Raw genomic sequence first — 14,066 nt, forward strand, 5'->3', positions numbered from 1 at the left:
CGGCTACTGCCGAATGCCTTCCACCTGAACCAGCAGGCGCACCTTGTCGGCCACGAACGGCAGGCTGTGGGTGATGCCGAAGCTGCTGCGCACCAGCTCGCCTTCGAAGTCGCCACCGCACACTTCGCGGCGGAACAGCGGGTTCAGCCCGCAGTTCCAGCGCACGGCCTTGAGCGTGAGGCCCTGGCTCACACCGCGCAGCGTGAACTCGCCGCGGATCTCGCGCGGCACCTCGCCTTCCCAGCGCGCGCTGCGGGCGGTGAAAAACGCTTGCGGGAATTCGGTGCTGGACAAGCCCGCCGCGCTGCGCAGCAGGCTGTCGAGCGGCGCCACGCCGGTGTTGACAGTGTTCGTGTCGATCGAGATGCCGATGTCGATCTGCTGCGCCTTCGCGTCGAACTGGACGCTGCCGTTGGTGCCGCCGAACCGGCCGCGCAGCGTCGACGTGCCCATGTGCACGACTTCCCAGTGCACGAAGCTGTGGGTCGGGTCGAGTACGTAGGTCGGCGCGGTGGCGGGCGCTGGCGTCTGGGCACGCAGCGGGGCGAGTGCCGCGGCGCCGCCGAGCAGCAGTGCAGCAGCCAGTGCACGGCGCCCGCGCCGCCCGCTCATGCGGCCTGGCGCTCGGCGCCAGCGCGCCACTGCGTCATCAGCGCCGCCCACTTCGGGCGCGCCACGTGCAGGTGGCGCTCTTTCACGTGGCCGTAACCGCGGATGTCTTCGGGCACACGCGCGATCTCGGTGGCGAGCGAGAGGTTCGCTGAATTCAACGAGCCCAGCACTTCGTCGATCGAGGCGCGGTACTCGTCGATCAGCGCCCGTTCCATCCGGCGTTCTTCGGTCTTGCCGAAGATGTCGAAAGCGCCGCCGCGCAGGCCCTTCAGCTTCGCGAGCAGCCTGAAGCCGGTCAGCATCACCGGGCCGAACTTCTGCTTGACCAGCTCGCCCTTGTCGTTCTTCTTCGCCGTGAGCGGCGGGGCCAGGTGGTAGTTCAGCGTGTAGTCGCCTTCGAACTGCGCGGCGATCTTGTCGAGGAAGCTCTGGTCGCTGTGCAGCCGCGCGACTTCGTACTCGTCTTTGTAAGCCATCAGCTTGAACAGGTAGCGGGCCACGGCTTCGCTGAGCTTCTTGCTGTTCAGCGGCGCTTCTGCAGCGCGCACCTTCTCGACGAAAGCCTTGTACTGCTGCGCGTACGCGGCGTCCTGATACGCCGTCAGGAACTCCACACGCTTGGCAACCATGTCGTCGAGGTTCGCGCTCTTCTTGACGAACTCGATCACCTGAGCCGGTTTGAGCAAAGCCTGCACCGCCGGCAGGTCGTGCGCGGCGCGCCGGCCCCATTCGAAGGCGAGCTTGTTGTTCTCGACCTGCACCCCGTTGAGTTCGATCGCGCGGATCAGCGCCGCGTGGCTCAGCGGCACGCGGCCCTTCTGCCAGGCGAAGCCGAGCATCAGCGGGTTGGTGTAGAGCGAGTCGCCCACCAGTTGCACCGCGAGCTGGTCGGCGTCGACCGTGCCCACGTTCGCGCCCGCCGCGGCGTGCACCGCCGCGTCGCAGTTGCCGGCCGGGAACTGCCAGTCGGGGTTCTTCACGAAAGCCGCGGTCGGTGCGCCGTGCGTGTTCATCGCGATGTAGGTGCGGCCTTCACGCACCGTCACCAGCGTGGCCTTGTTCGCGCTGACGATCGGGTCGCAGCCGATGATGAGGTCGGCCTCGGCCGTGCCGACCTTGGTGGTGTTGATCGCGTCCATGCGGTTGGCGATCTGGATGTGGCTCCAGGTCGCGCCACCCTTTTGCGCCAGGCCGGCCGAGTCTTGCGTGACCACGCCTTTGCCTTCGAGGTGCGCGGCCATGCCGAGCAACTGGCCGATCGTGATCACGCCGGTGCCGCCGACGCCGGCGACGACGATGCCCCAGGGCGTTTCGGCCAGCGGCAATGACGGCTCGGGCAGCGCTGGCAGCGTGAACGGGTTCGGCCGTTCGGTCTTCGCTTTCTTGGCGCTCTTCATCTGCCCGCCTTCGACGGTCACGAAGCTCGGGCAGAAGCCCTTCACGCAGGAATAGTCCTTGTTGCAGGTGTTCTGGTTGATGCGGCGCTTGCGGCCGAACTCGGTCTCGACCGGCTCGACCGACAGGCAATTCGACTGCACCGAGCAGTCGCCGCAGCCTTCGCAGACCAGTTCGTTGATGACGACGGTCTTGTCGGGCGTCGCGAGCTTGCCGCGCTTGCGGCGGCGGCGCTTCTCGGTCGCGCAGGTCTGGTCGTAGATGATGACGGTGCAGCCTTCGATCTCGCGCAGCTGTTTCTGGATGGCGTCGAGCTCGTCGCGGTGGTGCACCGTGACGCCGTTCGCCAGACGCGCCTTCACGCCGCTGTCTTCGTACTTCTCGGGCTCGTCGGTCACCACGACGATCTTGACCGCGCCTTCGGCGTCGAGCTCGCGGCTCATCTCGGGCACCTTCAGCGTGCCGTCGATCGGCTGGCCGCCGGTCATCGCGACCGCGTCGTTGAAGAGGATCTTGTACGTGATGTTGACTTTGGCCGCGATGCTCTGCCGCACCGCCAGCAAGCCCGAGTGGTAGTAGGTGCCGTCGCCCAGGTTCGAGAACACGTGCTTGTCGGTCGTGAACGGCGCCTGGCCGATCCAAGACACGCCTTCGCCGCCCATCTGGCTGAAGGTGACGGTGCTGCGGTCCATCCACACCGCCATGTAGTGGCAGCCGATGCCAGCCACGGCACGCGAGCCTTCGGGCACTTTGGTGCTGGTGTTGTGCGGGCAGCCGCTGCAGAAGAAGGGCGTGCGCTCGCCGGCGTCTGTGGCGCTGCCGACCGTCGTGACCGCCATGCTGCGTTCTTTCGCCTCGATCAGCGCGATGCGCGCGTCGAGCCGTGCCGCCGTGTCGGCGTCGACGCCGAGCTTCTTCAGCCGCTTGGCGATGGCCTTGGCGATGATCGCCGGCGTCAGGTCGGCCTGCGCGCGCAGCAGCCAGTTCTTGCTCGGGTTCGGCTGGCTCCATTCGCCGCCGCTCTCGTCGCCATCACCTTCGTCGAACTTGCCGAGAACGTTGGGGCGCACGTCGGCGCGCCAGTTGTAGAGCTCTTCCTTCAACTGGTATTCGATGACCTGGCGCTTTTCTTCGACGACCAGAATTTCCTGCAGGCCCTGCGCGAAATCGCGCGTGATCGTGGCTTCGAGTGGCCACACCACGTTGACCTTGTGCAGGCGGATGCCGAGGTGGCGGCACACCTCGTCGTTCAGGCCCAGGTCGTGCAGCGCCTGGCGCGTGTCGTTGTAGGCTTTGCCGCTGGCGATGATGCCGAAGCGGTCCTTCGGGCCTTCGATCACGTTGTGGTTGAGCTTGTTGGCACGCACGTAGGCGAGAGCGGCGTACCACTTGTGGTCCATCAGTCGCGCTTCTTGTTCGAGCGGCGCGTCGGGCCAGCGGATGTGCAGGCCGCCTTCGGGCATCGGGAAGTCGCTCGGGATCACGATGTCGACGCGGTCGGGGTCGACGAACACGCTGCTCGACGATTCGACGATCTCCTGGATCGTCTTCATGCCCGACCACACGCCGGCGAAGCGGCTCATCGCGATCGCGTGCAGGCCCATGTCCAGGATGTCTTGCACGCCGCTCGGGAAGAACACCGGCGAGCCGCAGGCCTTGAAGATGTGGTCGCTCTGGTGCGCAGCGGTGCTGCTCTTCGCGATGTGGTCGTCGCCCGCCAGCGCGATCACGCCGCCGTGCTTCGAGGTGCCGGCCATGTTGGCGTGCTTGAACACGTCGGAGCAGCGGTCGACGCCCGGGCCCTTGCCGTACCAGATGCCGAACACGCCGTCGAACTTCTTGCTCTGCGGGTACAGGTCGAGTTGCTGCGAGCCCCACACGGCGGTGGCGGCGAGCTCTTCGTTCACGCCGGGTTGGAACACGATGTTCTGCGCCCCGAGGTGCTTCTTGGCCTGCCACAGGGCCTGGTCGTAGCCGCCCAGCGGCGAGCCGCGGTAACCACTGATGAAACCGCCGGTGTTCAGGCCGTTCATCGCGTCACGCTTCTTCTGCAGCATCGGCAGGCGCACCAGCGCTTGTGTGCCGCTCATGAACGCACGGCCGTGTTCGAGCGAGTACTTGTCGTCGAGCGTGACGTTTTCCAGGGCCTTGCGGATCGACTCGGGCAGCGGTGCGTTCATCGGCGGTTTCTCCAGAGGGGACAAGAAGGCGCGGTTCCGGCTCGTGACCATCGCGCGCAGGGCCACAGTTTAGGGAAACGTCGGCATCAAGTCTTTTCTTTGTTTGCCTCGATTCCGCGTCTTGCAGCAATAATCTTGCGCAAAATATGTCAACGGAGAAGAAATGGCGCTCAAGAAGCCGGCTTCAGTGAAAACCCCTGTTCGTGGTGCAGCCCTCGCCGCGAGCGCCGATACCGGCAGCGGCGAGCCGCACGGCAACGAGCTCGACCGCTACGACATCGCGTTGCTGCACGAGCTGCAGCGCGACGCGCGCCTGTCGAACACCGAGCTGGCCGCACGCATCGGCCTGTCGGCCGCGCCGACCTGGCGGCGCGTGAAGTGGCTCGAAGACCAGGGTTTCATCACCGGCTACCGAGCCGAGATCGACCGCCGCAAGATCGGCCTGGGCGTGCTCGCCTTCGTGCGCGTGGATGCCGACCGCAACACCGCCACCGCCACGCGCCAGCTCGAAGAAGCGATCAGGCGCATCCCTGACGTGATCGCCTGCCACTACATCTCGGGCTCGGGCACCTTCGAGCTCGAAGTGATGGCGACCGACCTCGACGCGTTCTCGAAGTTCGCGCAAGGCACTTTGCTGAACCTGCCGCACGTGAAAGACCTGCACACCAGCTTTTCGCTCGGTGAAGTCAAGGCCGGCGGCGCCCTGCCGCTCGGGCACCTGCGCGCCAGCGCGCGCTGAAACGGGCCGCCCATGCCACGCCTCTTCGACCGCGCACCCTGGCGCCGCATCCCTTCGTTCCTGCGCCACGTCGGCCCCGGTGTCGTGACCGGCGCAGCCGACGACGACCCTTCCGGCATCGCCACCTACACCCAGGCCGGCGCGCAGTTCGGCACCGGCGTGTTGTGGACGGTGTTCCTCACGCTGCCTTTCATGATCGGCATCCAGCTCGTCAGCGCGCGCATCGGGCGGCAGTCGGGGCGCGGCATCGCGGCCAACCTGCGGCTGCACACGCCGCGGCTGTTCCTGTATTTCATCGTCGCGCTGCTGCTGGTGGCCAACACCATCAACATCGCGGCCGACATCTCCGCCATGGGCGAAGCGCTGCAGCTCGTGGTGGGGGGTGGCGAGCACTTCCATGCGGTCGTGTTCGGCGTGCTCACGCTGCAGCTGCAGGTGTTCGTGCCGTACCGGCGGCTGGCGCCGATCCTGAAATGGCTCACGCTGGCGCTCTTCGTCTACGTGGCAGCAGCGTTCACGGTGGCCATTCCGTGGGCGCAGGTGCTGCACGATCTGGTGGTGCCACGCATCGTGCCGAGCTCGGCCTTCTGGATGATGATCGTCGCGATCCTCGGCACCACCATTTCGCCTTACCTGTTCTTCTGGCAGGCTTCGCAAGAGGTCGAAGAGATGCGCCTGCAGGGCCTCAGCGCCGGCGGCGAGAGCGCCCACACCTTGCGCGTGGCCAAGCGGCGCATGCGGCTCGACACCGTCGTCGGCATGGTCTTCTCGAACGGCGTGGCCTTCTTCGTGATGCTGATGGGCGCGGTGGTGCTGCACGCCGGTGGCGTGACCGACGTGACCAGCGCCGCGCAGGCTGCGCAGGCGCTGCGCCCGCTGGCCGGTGACTTCGCCTTCCTGCTGTTTTCGTTCGGCATCATCGCCACCGGCCTGCTCGCGGTGCCGGTGCTGGCGTCGTCGGCGGCCTATGCGGTGGCCGAGGCCTTCGGCTGGCCCGAAGGGCTCGAACGTCATTGGCGAGAAGCCAAGGGCTTCTACGCGATCATCGGCATCGCCACGATCGTCGGCACCGGCCTGGACTTCACGCCCGTCGACCCGATGAAGGCGCTCTACTGGAGCGCGGTGATCAACGGCGTGGTCGCTGTGCCGATCATGGTGGCGATGATGCTGCTCGCTGCCAAGCCCGCCGTGATGGGCCCGCTGCCGGTGCGCCGCAAGACCCGCTTTCTCGGCTGGGGAGCGGTCGCGCTGATGTTGATTGCGGTGCTGATGATGGGGCGCGATCTGCTGGGCTGAACGGGCGGCGCGGCGAGTGGCACGCGCTTTGCGGTAGGCCCATGGCCACCGTTTCGCCCCGAGGGCCGCATGCACCCCGTCCCGACCCTGTCAACGCCGCCATCGTTCGCCACCCCGGGCGCCGCGAGCCCCGGCGGCGACGCGGGCGAAGCCTGGTCGCAGCGCCTGCGACTGCTGCTCGAATCGACCGGCGAGGGCATCTTCGGCATCGACCTCGACGGCCGCTGCACCTTTATCAACCGGGCCGGCGCGCAGACGCTCGGCTGGCGCACCGAACAGGTGCTGGGGCAGAACATGCACTGCCTCATTCACCACACCCACGGCGACGGCAGCGCCTACCCGGAAGCCGACTGCCCGATCTTCAACGCCTTTCGCCAGGGCCTGCCCTGCCGCATCGACAGCGAGGTGCTGTGGCGCGCCGATGGTTCGTCGTTCAGCGCCGAGTACTCGTCGTACCCGATCCTCGACAAAGGCGTGGTGCAGGGCGCGGTCGCCACCTTCGTCGACATCACCGAGCGCAAGCGCAGCGAAGAGCTGCTGCGCCAGGCGCACGACGAACTGGAGCAGCGCGTGCAGGTGCGCACGGCTGAGCTGTCGCGTGCACTCGAACAACTGCGCGACCTGTCGGCCTATTCAGAAACCGTGCGCGAAGACGAGCGCACGCGCATCGCGCGCGACATCCACGACGAGCTGGGGTCCTTGCTCGTGGCCTTGAAGATGGACGTGAACTGGCTGGAAAAGCGCGTCGAAGACAGGCCGGCGCTCGAAGACAAGTGCCAGGGCATGGGCCGCTTGATCGACGCGGCGGTCGACAACCTCGGCCGCATCATCACCGACCTGCGGCCGAGCATCCTCGACCACCAGGGCCTGTGGGCCGCGCTCGAGTGGCAGGCCCAAGAGTTCGTCGAAGCCGCCGAGTTGCGCCACGAGGTGCAGGTGCACGTGTCGGCCGGCGTGCAGCCACCGGCCGGCGTGCAAGGCGAACGCTGGGCGATCGCGGTGTTCCGCATCTTCCAGGAGATGCTCAGCAACGTGGCGCGGCACGCCAAGGCGGGTGCGGTGCAGATCCGCCTGTATGTCGACGGACCGCCCGAGCCGGTGTTGCACCTCGAGCTGCGTGACGACGGCCAGGGCGCCGAGCGCGAAGCCTTCGCCCACCCGCAGAGCTACGGCGTGATGGGCATGCGCGAGCGGGCTGGCCACTTCGGCGGCACGCTGATGATCGACAGCGTGCCCGGGCACGGCACGCTGGTGCGGCTCACGATGCCGCTGCCCGGGGAAACAGCCGGCGGGCCGAGCGCCGGGCCGCCCCAAGCCGGCCCGCATCCCCTCGGTGGATCGGCGAACGTACTCGTTCGACGAGGGGCCCCATCATGATGATCAGCGTGCTGATCTGCGACGACCACCTGATCGTGCGCCAGGGCATCAAGCAGATCCTCGCCGACGCCGAAGACATCGTTCTCGCCGGCGAAGCCGAAGACGGGCCGCAAGCGCTGCAGCGCGTGCGCCTCGGCGGCATCGACGTGGTGCTGATGGACATCGCGATGCCCTACCGCGACGGGCTCGACGTGTTGCGCCAGCTCAAGAGCGAGTTTCCGAAGGTGCCGGTCTTGATGCTCAGCACCTACCCCGACAAGCAGTACGCGGTGCGCAGCCTGAAGCTCGGCGCCGCCGGCTACCTGAACAAGAGCGCCGACTCGCAGCAGATGACGAGCGCGATCCGCAAGGTCGCGGCCGGCGGCCTGTTCATCACGCCGACGGTGGCCGAGCACCTGGCCAGCAGCATCGGCGCCGGCCAGGCCAAGGCGGTGGAAGCACCGCTGCACGAACGCCTGTCGCACCGCGAGTACCAGGTGTTCCGACTGCTCGCGACCGGCCGCACCGTGAGCGAGATCGCCGAGCAGCTCGTGCTGTCGAGCAACACCGTCAGCACCTACCGCGCGCGCGTGCTCGAAAAAACCGGCGCGCGCAACGACGTCGAACTGGCCCTGTACGCGGTGCGCGTGGACGTGATGCCGGTTTGACTTCGTGCGGTTTGTAGTGCCAGCCCTACACCCGAAAGCCGCCGGCGACGATGGCGCAGCGTTTGCCCGATCCCTATCGTTCTCATCATTGCAAGGAGTTCATTCATGAGCCGCTTCGACCCCTACGACGCCGACCGCCCGCTGATGCTGAAGTGCGGCTGCGGTGGTGACCACGCACCGACGCAGCAGGGTGCTGAAGCGCCGGCCGAAAACGAAGAGAGTTTCTCGCGCGGATTCATCGAAGCGACGCTCGTGAAGGCGCTGCTCCCGAGCGAGCCGCTGCGGCGGCGTTTCCTGCAGGCGGTGGGTGCCACGACGGCGCGCGCCGCCATCGCGTCGCTGTTGCCGATGGGTGCGCTCGAAGCGATGGCGCAGGACAAAGGGTCGCTCGAAAAGCGTGACCTGAAAGTCGGCTTCATCGCCATCACCTGCGCCACGCCGCTGATCATGGCCGACCCTTTGGGCTTCTACAAAAAAGAGGGCCTGAACGTCCAGCTCAACAAGACGGCGGGCTGGGCGCTGATCCGCGACAAGATGCTCAACAAGGAGCACGACGCGTCGCACTTCCTGTCGCCTATGCCGCTGGCCATCAGCATGGGCCTGGGCTCGGTGGCGCAGCCGATGCGCGTGGCCACGGTGCAGAACATCAACGGTCAGGCGATCACGCTCGCGCTCAAGCACAAGAACAACCGCGACCCGAAGAACTGGAAGGGCTTCAAGTTCGCCATTCCCTTCGAGTACTCGATGCACAACTTCCTGTTGCGCTATTACCTGGCCGAAGCCGGGCTCAACCCCGACACCGACGTGCAACTGCGTGTGGTGCCGCCGCCCGAGATGGTGGCCAACCTGCGTGCCGGCAACATCGACGGCTTCTTGGGGCCTGACCCGTTCAACCAGCGTGCGGTGTTCGACGAGATCGGCTTCATCCACATCCTGTCGAAAGACATCTGGGACGGCCACCCGTGCTGCGCTTTCGGCGTGAGCGAAGAGTTCGTCAAGCAGAACCCCAACACCTTCGCTGCCTTGTACCGCTCGGTGCTCAGCGCCGCCGCGATGGCGCGCGACCCGAAGAACCGCGAGCTCATCGCCAAGGTGATTGCGCCCACCGCCTACCTGAACCAGCCCGAGACGGTGTTGAACCAGGTGCTCTCGGGCAAGTTCGCCGACGGCCTGGGCGGTGTGAAGAACGTGCCCGACCGCACCGACTTCGACCCCGTGCCCTGGCAGAGCATGGCGGTGTGGATGCTGACGCAGATGAAACGCTGGGGCTACATCAAGGGCGACGTGAACTACAAGCAGATCGCCGAACAGGTGTTCCTGCTGACCGACGCGAAGAAGCAGATGAAGCTGCTCGACCAGAAGGTGCCCGAGGGCGCCTACCGCAAGTACAAGGTCATGGGCAAGGAGTTCGACCCGGCGCAGGCCGACGCCTACGCCAAGGGCTTCGCGATCAACAAGCTGGGGTGATGCGCGTGAACGCACAACGCAAGCTGTCGCTGCAGTCGGGGCTGGTCTCGGTCCTGATCCTGCTCGCGGCCCTCGCGGCCTGGCACGTGGCCACGCTGCCCACGGGCGGTGCGGCGGCAGCGGCCAGCACGCTCACGGCCGAGCAGATCGAGTACCAGAAGCTGCTCGGCAAGGACCCGGCCGCCGACACGAAGAAGACCACCGGGTTCCCGACGCTCGCGCAGATGGGTGCCACGGTGGTCAAGAACCTCGCCGACCCGTTCTACGACAACGGTCCGAACGACAAGGGCATCGCGATCCAGCTTGGCCATTCCTTGCTGCGGGTCGGCCTGGGCTTCGGCCTCGCGGCATTGCTGGCGATCCCGCTCGGCTTCCTGATCGGCATGAGCCCGATGTTGTACCGCGCGCTCGACCCGTTCATCCAGGTCCTGAAGCCGATCTCGCCGCTGGCTTGGATGCCACTCGCGCTCTACACGATCAAGGACTCGTCGATCTCGGGCATCTTCGTGATCTTCATCTGCTCGGTCTGGCCGATGCTGATCAACACCGCGTTCGGCGTGGCCGGTGTGCGGCGCGAGTGGCTCAATGTGGCGAAGACGCTCGAGGTCTCGCGCCTGCGCCTCGCGTTCGAGGTGATCCTGCCCGCCGCCGCACCCACCATCCTGACCGGCATGCGCATCAGCATGGGCATCGCCTGGCTCGTGATCGTGGCGGCCGAGATGCTGGTGGGTGGCACCGGCATCGGCTACTTCGTGTGGAACGAGTGGAACAACCTGTCGCTGACCAACGTGATCTTCGCGATCCTGATGATCGGCATCGTCGGCATGCTGCTCGACCTGTTGTTCGCGCGGGCGCAGAAAGCGATTGCGTATGTCGAGTGACGTGGCCGCAAAAGCCAAGCCCTTCCTGCAGATCGAAGGCCTGGCGAAGACCTACGCCGGCTCCAGCGAGCCGGTGTTCGACAGCGTCAATTTCGGCATCGAACGCGGTGAGTTCGTCTGCATCATCGGCCACTCGGGCTGTGGCAAGACGACGATCCTGAACGTGCTGGCGGGGCTCGAAGCAGCCAGCAGCGGCCACGTCTTCATGGACGGCCGCGAAGTGGCCGGCCCGAGCCTGGAGCGCGGTGTCGTGTTCCAGGGCCATGCGCTGATGCCGTGGCTCAGCGTGCGCCGCAACATCGCGTTCGCGGTGCGCAGCAAGTGGCCCGACTGGAGCACCGCGCAGGTCGACGCGCATGTCGAGAAATACGTCGAGCTCGTCGGCCTGAGCGCGGCCATCGACAAGAAGCCTTCGGCCTTGTCGGGCGGCATGAAACAACGTGTGGGCATCGCGCGCGCGTTCGCCATCGAGCCGAAGATGCTGCTGCTCGACGAACCCTTCGGCGCACTCGACGCGCTGACCCGCGGCACGATCCAGGACGAGCTGCTGCGCATCTGCGCGCAGACGCACCAGACCGTCTTCATGATCACGCACGACGTGGACGAGTCGATCCTGCTGGCCGACAAGATCCTGCTCATGAGCAACGGGCCGCAGGCGCGCGTGGCCGAGATCGTGCGCAACACCATGCCACGAGACCGGCAACGCGCCACGCTGCACCACGACCCGCAGTACTACCGCATCCGCAACCACCTGGTCGACTTTCTGGTCGCGCGCTCGAAAGACCTGTCGCACGGCAAGGCCCCGGCCACCCCCAAGGTGGTCGAGCCGGGGCTGGCGAAAGACGACCCCGAGCCTTCGCCGGGCGCCGACAACGTCATCCAGTTCAAGGACCGTGTGGCATGAACACCGAAGCCCGCCCGCCGCTGCCGCCTTTCACGCACGAGACCGCGTTCATCAAGGTGCAGAAGGCCGAAGACGCCTGGAACAGCCGCGACCCCGATCGCTGCGCGGCAGCCTACACGGTCGATTCCGTGTGGCGCAACCGCAGCGAATTCTTCAGTGGGCGCGATGCCATTCGCCACTTCCTGGCGCGCAAGTGGGAAAAGGAACTCGACTACCGCCTGAAGAAGGAACTGTGGGCCTTCACTGGCAACCGCATTTCTGTGCGCTTCGAGTACGAGTGGCACGACGGGCGCGGCGACTGGTTCCGCTCGCACGGCAACGAGCAGTGGGAGTTCGACGAACACGGGCTGATGCGCCGGCGCGAAGCCAGCATCAACGACGTGGCCATCACCGAGGCCGAGCGCAAGTTCCGCTGGGCCCGAAGCTGAACCCCTTCATCACACCAACGAACGGAGCAAGCAAGCATGAACCGCAACGACGTCACCGAAATGATCATCGAGGCCAAGGTCAAGAAGGGCCTGAAGTGGGAAGACGTGGCGAAGAAAGTCGGCCTCAGCAAGGAATGGGTGACCGCCGGCTGCCTGGGGCAGATGACCTTCGATGCGAAGCAGGCGAAGACCATCGCCAAGACCTTCGGGCTGCCGGCAGAAGCCGAGAAATGGCTGCAGGTCGTGCCCTACAAGGGCTCGCTGCCCACCAGCGTGCCGACCGATCCGCTGGTCTACCGGTTCTACGAACTGGTCAGCGTGTACGGCACCACGTTCAAGGAACTGATCCACGAAGAATTCGGTGACGGGATCATGAGCGCCATCGACTTCAAGATGGACCTGAAGCGTGAGGCCGACCCGAAGGGCGACCGGGTCAGCATCGTGATGTCGGGCAAGTTCCTGCCGTACAAGACTTATTAGACCGGACACGCTGTCGCGTGCCGGTCTGATTCGCCGCGTTCGAACGTCATGGCGCGAGGCGCCTTGACGTTCAACTTGGCGGGGTGACTGCGGTCAGCTTTCAGCCGGGAAGCTTGGCGGCCAGCAGGTCGATCTTTTCGATGACGGGCGGTGTGGCCAACAAGGCTGCGGCGTTGGCCATCAGGGCCGCGGCGATCGGGCCGGTGAGGTGGGCCTGGCGGCCGGTTTCGTCGGCAAAGGCGTCGAACACGCCGAAAGTCGAAGGGCCGAACTTCAGGGCGAACCACGCCGTCGTGCCGGCTTCGGCATTGGCCAGCGGCAGCGCGCCGGCCAGAAAGTCGGCGACGGCGGCTTCCTTGCCGGGTTGGGCTTCGAGGCGAACGAACAGTGCGAGCTTGACCATGGTGTGTGCCTTTCGGTGAACGGTTGCGAGGACTGCAGTCTGGTTCGGCGAGCCCATTTCGGCGAGTGGCAAGAGTGACATCCTTGATATCATTCCTGCCATGCGACTCCATCTGCTCGTGCTCGATGGCGTGTTCGATCTGGGCCTCGCTGCGCTGACCGACACGCTGACCACCGCGAACGAACTCGCGGCCACGCTGCCCGACGCGCCCGCGCCGATCGAACTCACGCTCGTGGGCGCGCGCCAGCGTGTGCGCACCGCACAGGGCCTGAGCGTGCCGGTGCGGCCGCTGGCCAGCGTGGCGCGGCCCGACGTGGTGCTGGTGCCGGCGCTCGGCGCCAAGATGCCCGACACGCTCGCGGCGCGCCTCGCCCTCGCCGATGTGGCCGACGCCCTGCGCGCCCTGCAGCGCTGGGCGCATGCCGGGGCGACGCTGGGCGCGGCCTGCACCGGCACCTTCCTGCTCGCCGAGAGCGCGTTGCTCGACGGCCAGCGCGCCACCACCTCGTGGTGGCTGGCGCCGATGTTCCGCCAGCGCTACCCGCAGGTTCATCTCGACGAGTCGCGCATGCTCGTGAACTCGGCCGGGTTCACGACCGCGGGTGCGGCCATGGCGCACCTCGACCTGGCGCTCAGCGTGGTGCGCGGCCGCAGCCCGGCGCTGGCCGCGTTGGCCGCGCGTTACCTCCTGGTCGAAGCGCGGGGCTCACAGGCCGGGTTCGTGATCCCCGATCACCTCGCGCACGCCGACCCGGTCGTCGAGCGCTTCGAAGGGTGGGCGCGCCAGCGTCTGGCCAGCGGCTTTTCACTCGCCGACGCCGCACGTTCGGTCGGCGCCAGCGAGCGCACGCTGGCGCGCCGCCTGCAGAACGTGCTGGGCAAGACGCCGCTCTCTTACTTTCAGGACCTGCGCGTCGAACGCGCCGTGCACTTGCTGCAGACCAGCGCCGACAGCGTCGACCAGATCGCCACCCAGATCGGCTACGCCGACGGCGTGACGCTGCGCAGCCTGCTGCGCCGCAAGCTCGGGCGTGGTGTGCGCGAGCTGCGTGCACGCAACTGAACGCACAAGCACCTGCGCGCCCGGGGCTGGAAGAAGCCTGGGTTCCAGATCTGCGGTGAGGTGGCCGGTCGGGCGGCTTGACGCAGATCAAGCTCGGGTCGACGAGGCTTCAAGGGCCGGGGCGCCCCGGCCGATAGCCAGGAAACACGCCCGGCCCGTCGCCTCCGACGGATCGGCCACGCGCCATGTTTCCG

General features: G+C 66.7%; 13 protein-coding genes. 10 read left to right on the top strand and 3 right to left on the bottom strand.

Annotated features, from left to right (window positions below):
* Nucleotides 1-3: 3 nt before the first annotated feature.
* Both AC30PD_RS20365 and AC30PD_RS20370 read right to left on the bottom strand, forming a co-directional pair.
* Nucleotides 4-612, bottom strand: coding sequence for a YceI family protein (locus tag AC30PD_RS20365; protein WP_489537512.1), 609 nt, complete (start codon nucleotides 610-612; stop codon nucleotides 4-6).
* The gene (locus AC30PD_RS20370; RefSeq protein ID WP_489537513.1) at nucleotides 609-4,187 is read right to left on the bottom strand and encodes an indolepyruvate ferredoxin oxidoreductase family protein; all 3,579 of its coding nucleotides are present in this window, start codon (nucleotides 4,185-4,187) and stop codon (nucleotides 609-611) included. The genes AC30PD_RS20365 and AC30PD_RS20370 overlap by 4 nt, the downstream gene beginning before the upstream one ends.
* A 163-nt stretch (nucleotides 4,188-4,350) precedes the next feature.
* Between AC30PD_RS20370 and AC30PD_RS20375 the strand changes: the two genes are divergently transcribed.
* The 9 genes from AC30PD_RS20375 to cynS all read left to right on the top strand — a co-directional run bounded on the left by AC30PD_RS20375 (nucleotide 4,351) and on the right by cynS (nucleotide 12,406).
* Nucleotides 4,351-4,926: an Lrp/AsnC family transcriptional regulator gene (locus AC30PD_RS20375; protein WP_489537514.1), complete on the top strand. Its 576-nt coding sequence runs from the start codon at nucleotides 4,351-4,353 to the stop codon at nucleotides 4,924-4,926.
* A gap of 12 nt (nucleotides 4,927-4,938) precedes the next feature.
* A complete protein-coding gene (locus AC30PD_RS20380) occupies nucleotides 4,939-6,222 on the top strand; it encodes an NRAMP family divalent metal transporter (protein WP_489537515.1) in 1,284 nt (427 codons plus the stop codon).
* 69 nt (nucleotides 6,223-6,291) lie between these two features.
* A complete protein-coding gene (locus AC30PD_RS20385; RefSeq protein ID WP_489537516.1) occupies nucleotides 6,292-7,599 on the top strand; it encodes a PAS domain-containing sensor histidine kinase in 1,308 nt (435 codons plus the stop codon).
* Complete coding sequence (locus tag AC30PD_RS20390; RefSeq protein ID WP_489537561.1) at nucleotides 7,599-8,246, top strand: response regulator; 648 nt, start codon at nucleotides 7,599-7,601, stop codon at nucleotides 8,244-8,246. Before AC30PD_RS20385 ends, AC30PD_RS20390 begins: the two co-directional genes overlap by 1 nt.
* A 105-nt stretch (nucleotides 8,247-8,351) precedes the next feature.
* On the top strand, nucleotides 8,352-9,713 hold the full coding sequence (locus AC30PD_RS20395) for a CmpA/NrtA family ABC transporter substrate-binding protein (RefSeq protein WP_489537517.1): 1,362 nt from the start codon (nucleotides 8,352-8,354) through the stop codon (nucleotides 9,711-9,713).
* A complete protein-coding gene (gene ntrB / locus AC30PD_RS20400) occupies nucleotides 9,713-10,594 on the top strand; it encodes a nitrate ABC transporter permease (RefSeq protein WP_489537518.1) in 882 nt (293 codons plus the stop codon). Before AC30PD_RS20395 ends, ntrB begins: the two co-directional genes overlap by 1 nt.
* On the top strand, nucleotides 10,584-11,498 hold the full coding sequence (locus tag AC30PD_RS20405) for an ABC transporter ATP-binding protein (protein WP_489537519.1): 915 nt from the start codon (nucleotides 10,584-10,586) through the stop codon (nucleotides 11,496-11,498). The genes ntrB and AC30PD_RS20405 overlap by 11 nt, the downstream gene beginning before the upstream one ends.
* Nucleotides 11,495-11,926, top strand: coding sequence for a nuclear transport factor 2 family protein (locus tag AC30PD_RS20410; RefSeq protein ID WP_489537520.1), 432 nt, complete (start codon nucleotides 11,495-11,497; stop codon nucleotides 11,924-11,926). The genes AC30PD_RS20405 and AC30PD_RS20410 overlap by 4 nt, the downstream gene beginning before the upstream one ends.
* Before the next feature lie 36 nt (nucleotides 11,927-11,962).
* On the top strand, nucleotides 11,963-12,406 hold the full coding sequence (cynS, locus tag AC30PD_RS20415) for a cyanase (RefSeq protein WP_489537521.1): 444 nt from the start codon (nucleotides 11,963-11,965) through the stop codon (nucleotides 12,404-12,406).
* A gap of 100 nt (nucleotides 12,407-12,506) precedes the next feature.
* Here cynS and AC30PD_RS20420 read toward each other — a convergent pair whose 3' ends face one another.
* Nucleotides 12,507-12,809: a putative quinol monooxygenase gene (locus AC30PD_RS20420; protein WP_489537522.1), complete on the bottom strand. Its 303-nt coding sequence runs from the start codon at nucleotides 12,807-12,809 to the stop codon at nucleotides 12,507-12,509.
* 100 nt (nucleotides 12,810-12,909) lie between these two features.
* On the opposite strand from AC30PD_RS20420, the gene AC30PD_RS20425 reads away from it, so the two are divergent.
* On the top strand, nucleotides 12,910-13,872 hold the full coding sequence (locus tag AC30PD_RS20425; protein ID WP_489537523.1) for a GlxA family transcriptional regulator: 963 nt from the start codon (nucleotides 12,910-12,912) through the stop codon (nucleotides 13,870-13,872).
* The last annotated feature ends 194 nt before the right edge of the window (nucleotides 13,873-14,066 follow it).

It is taken from the genome of Rhizobacter sp. (assembly GCF_032229685.1).
GTDB lineage: Bacteria > Pseudomonadota > Gammaproteobacteria > Burkholderiales > Burkholderiaceae_C > LMDS01.

Coding starts and splice junctions, on each gene's coding strand:
- AC30PD_RS20365 (WP_489537512.1), bottom strand. CDS start 612: ATGAGCGGGCGGCGCGGGCGCCGTGCACTGGCTGCTGCACTGCTGCTC.
- AC30PD_RS20370 (WP_489537513.1), bottom strand. CDS start 4,187: ATGAACGCACCGCTGCCCGAGTCGATCCGCAAGGCCCTGGAAAACGTC.
- AC30PD_RS20420 (WP_489537522.1), bottom strand. CDS start 12,809: ATGGTCAAGCTCGCACTGTTCGTTCGCCTCGAAGCCCAACCCGGCAAG.
- AC30PD_RS20375 (WP_489537514.1), top strand. CDS start 4,351: ATGGCGCTCAAGAAGCCGGCTTCAGTGAAAACCCCTGTTCGTGGTGCA.
- AC30PD_RS20405 (WP_489537519.1), top strand. CDS start 10,584: ATGTCGAGTGACGTGGCCGCAAAAGCCAAGCCCTTCCTGCAGATCGAA.
- AC30PD_RS20395 (WP_489537517.1), top strand. CDS start 8,352: ATGAGCCGCTTCGACCCCTACGACGCCGACCGCCCGCTGATGCTGAAG.
- AC30PD_RS20385 (WP_489537516.1), top strand. CDS start 6,292: ATGCACCCCGTCCCGACCCTGTCAACGCCGCCATCGTTCGCCACCCCG.
- cynS (WP_489537521.1), top strand. CDS start 11,963: ATGAACCGCAACGACGTCACCGAAATGATCATCGAGGCCAAGGTCAAG.
- AC30PD_RS20390 (WP_489537561.1), top strand. CDS start 7,599: ATGATCAGCGTGCTGATCTGCGACGACCACCTGATCGTGCGCCAGGGC.
- AC30PD_RS20380 (WP_489537515.1), top strand. CDS start 4,939: ATGCCACGCCTCTTCGACCGCGCACCCTGGCGCCGCATCCCTTCGTTC.
- ntrB (WP_489537518.1), top strand. CDS start 9,713: ATGCGCGTGAACGCACAACGCAAGCTGTCGCTGCAGTCGGGGCTGGTC.
- AC30PD_RS20425 (WP_489537523.1), top strand. CDS start 12,910: ATGCGACTCCATCTGCTCGTGCTCGATGGCGTGTTCGATCTGGGCCTC.
- AC30PD_RS20410 (WP_489537520.1), top strand. CDS start 11,495: ATGAACACCGAAGCCCGCCCGCCGCTGCCGCCTTTCACGCACGAGACC.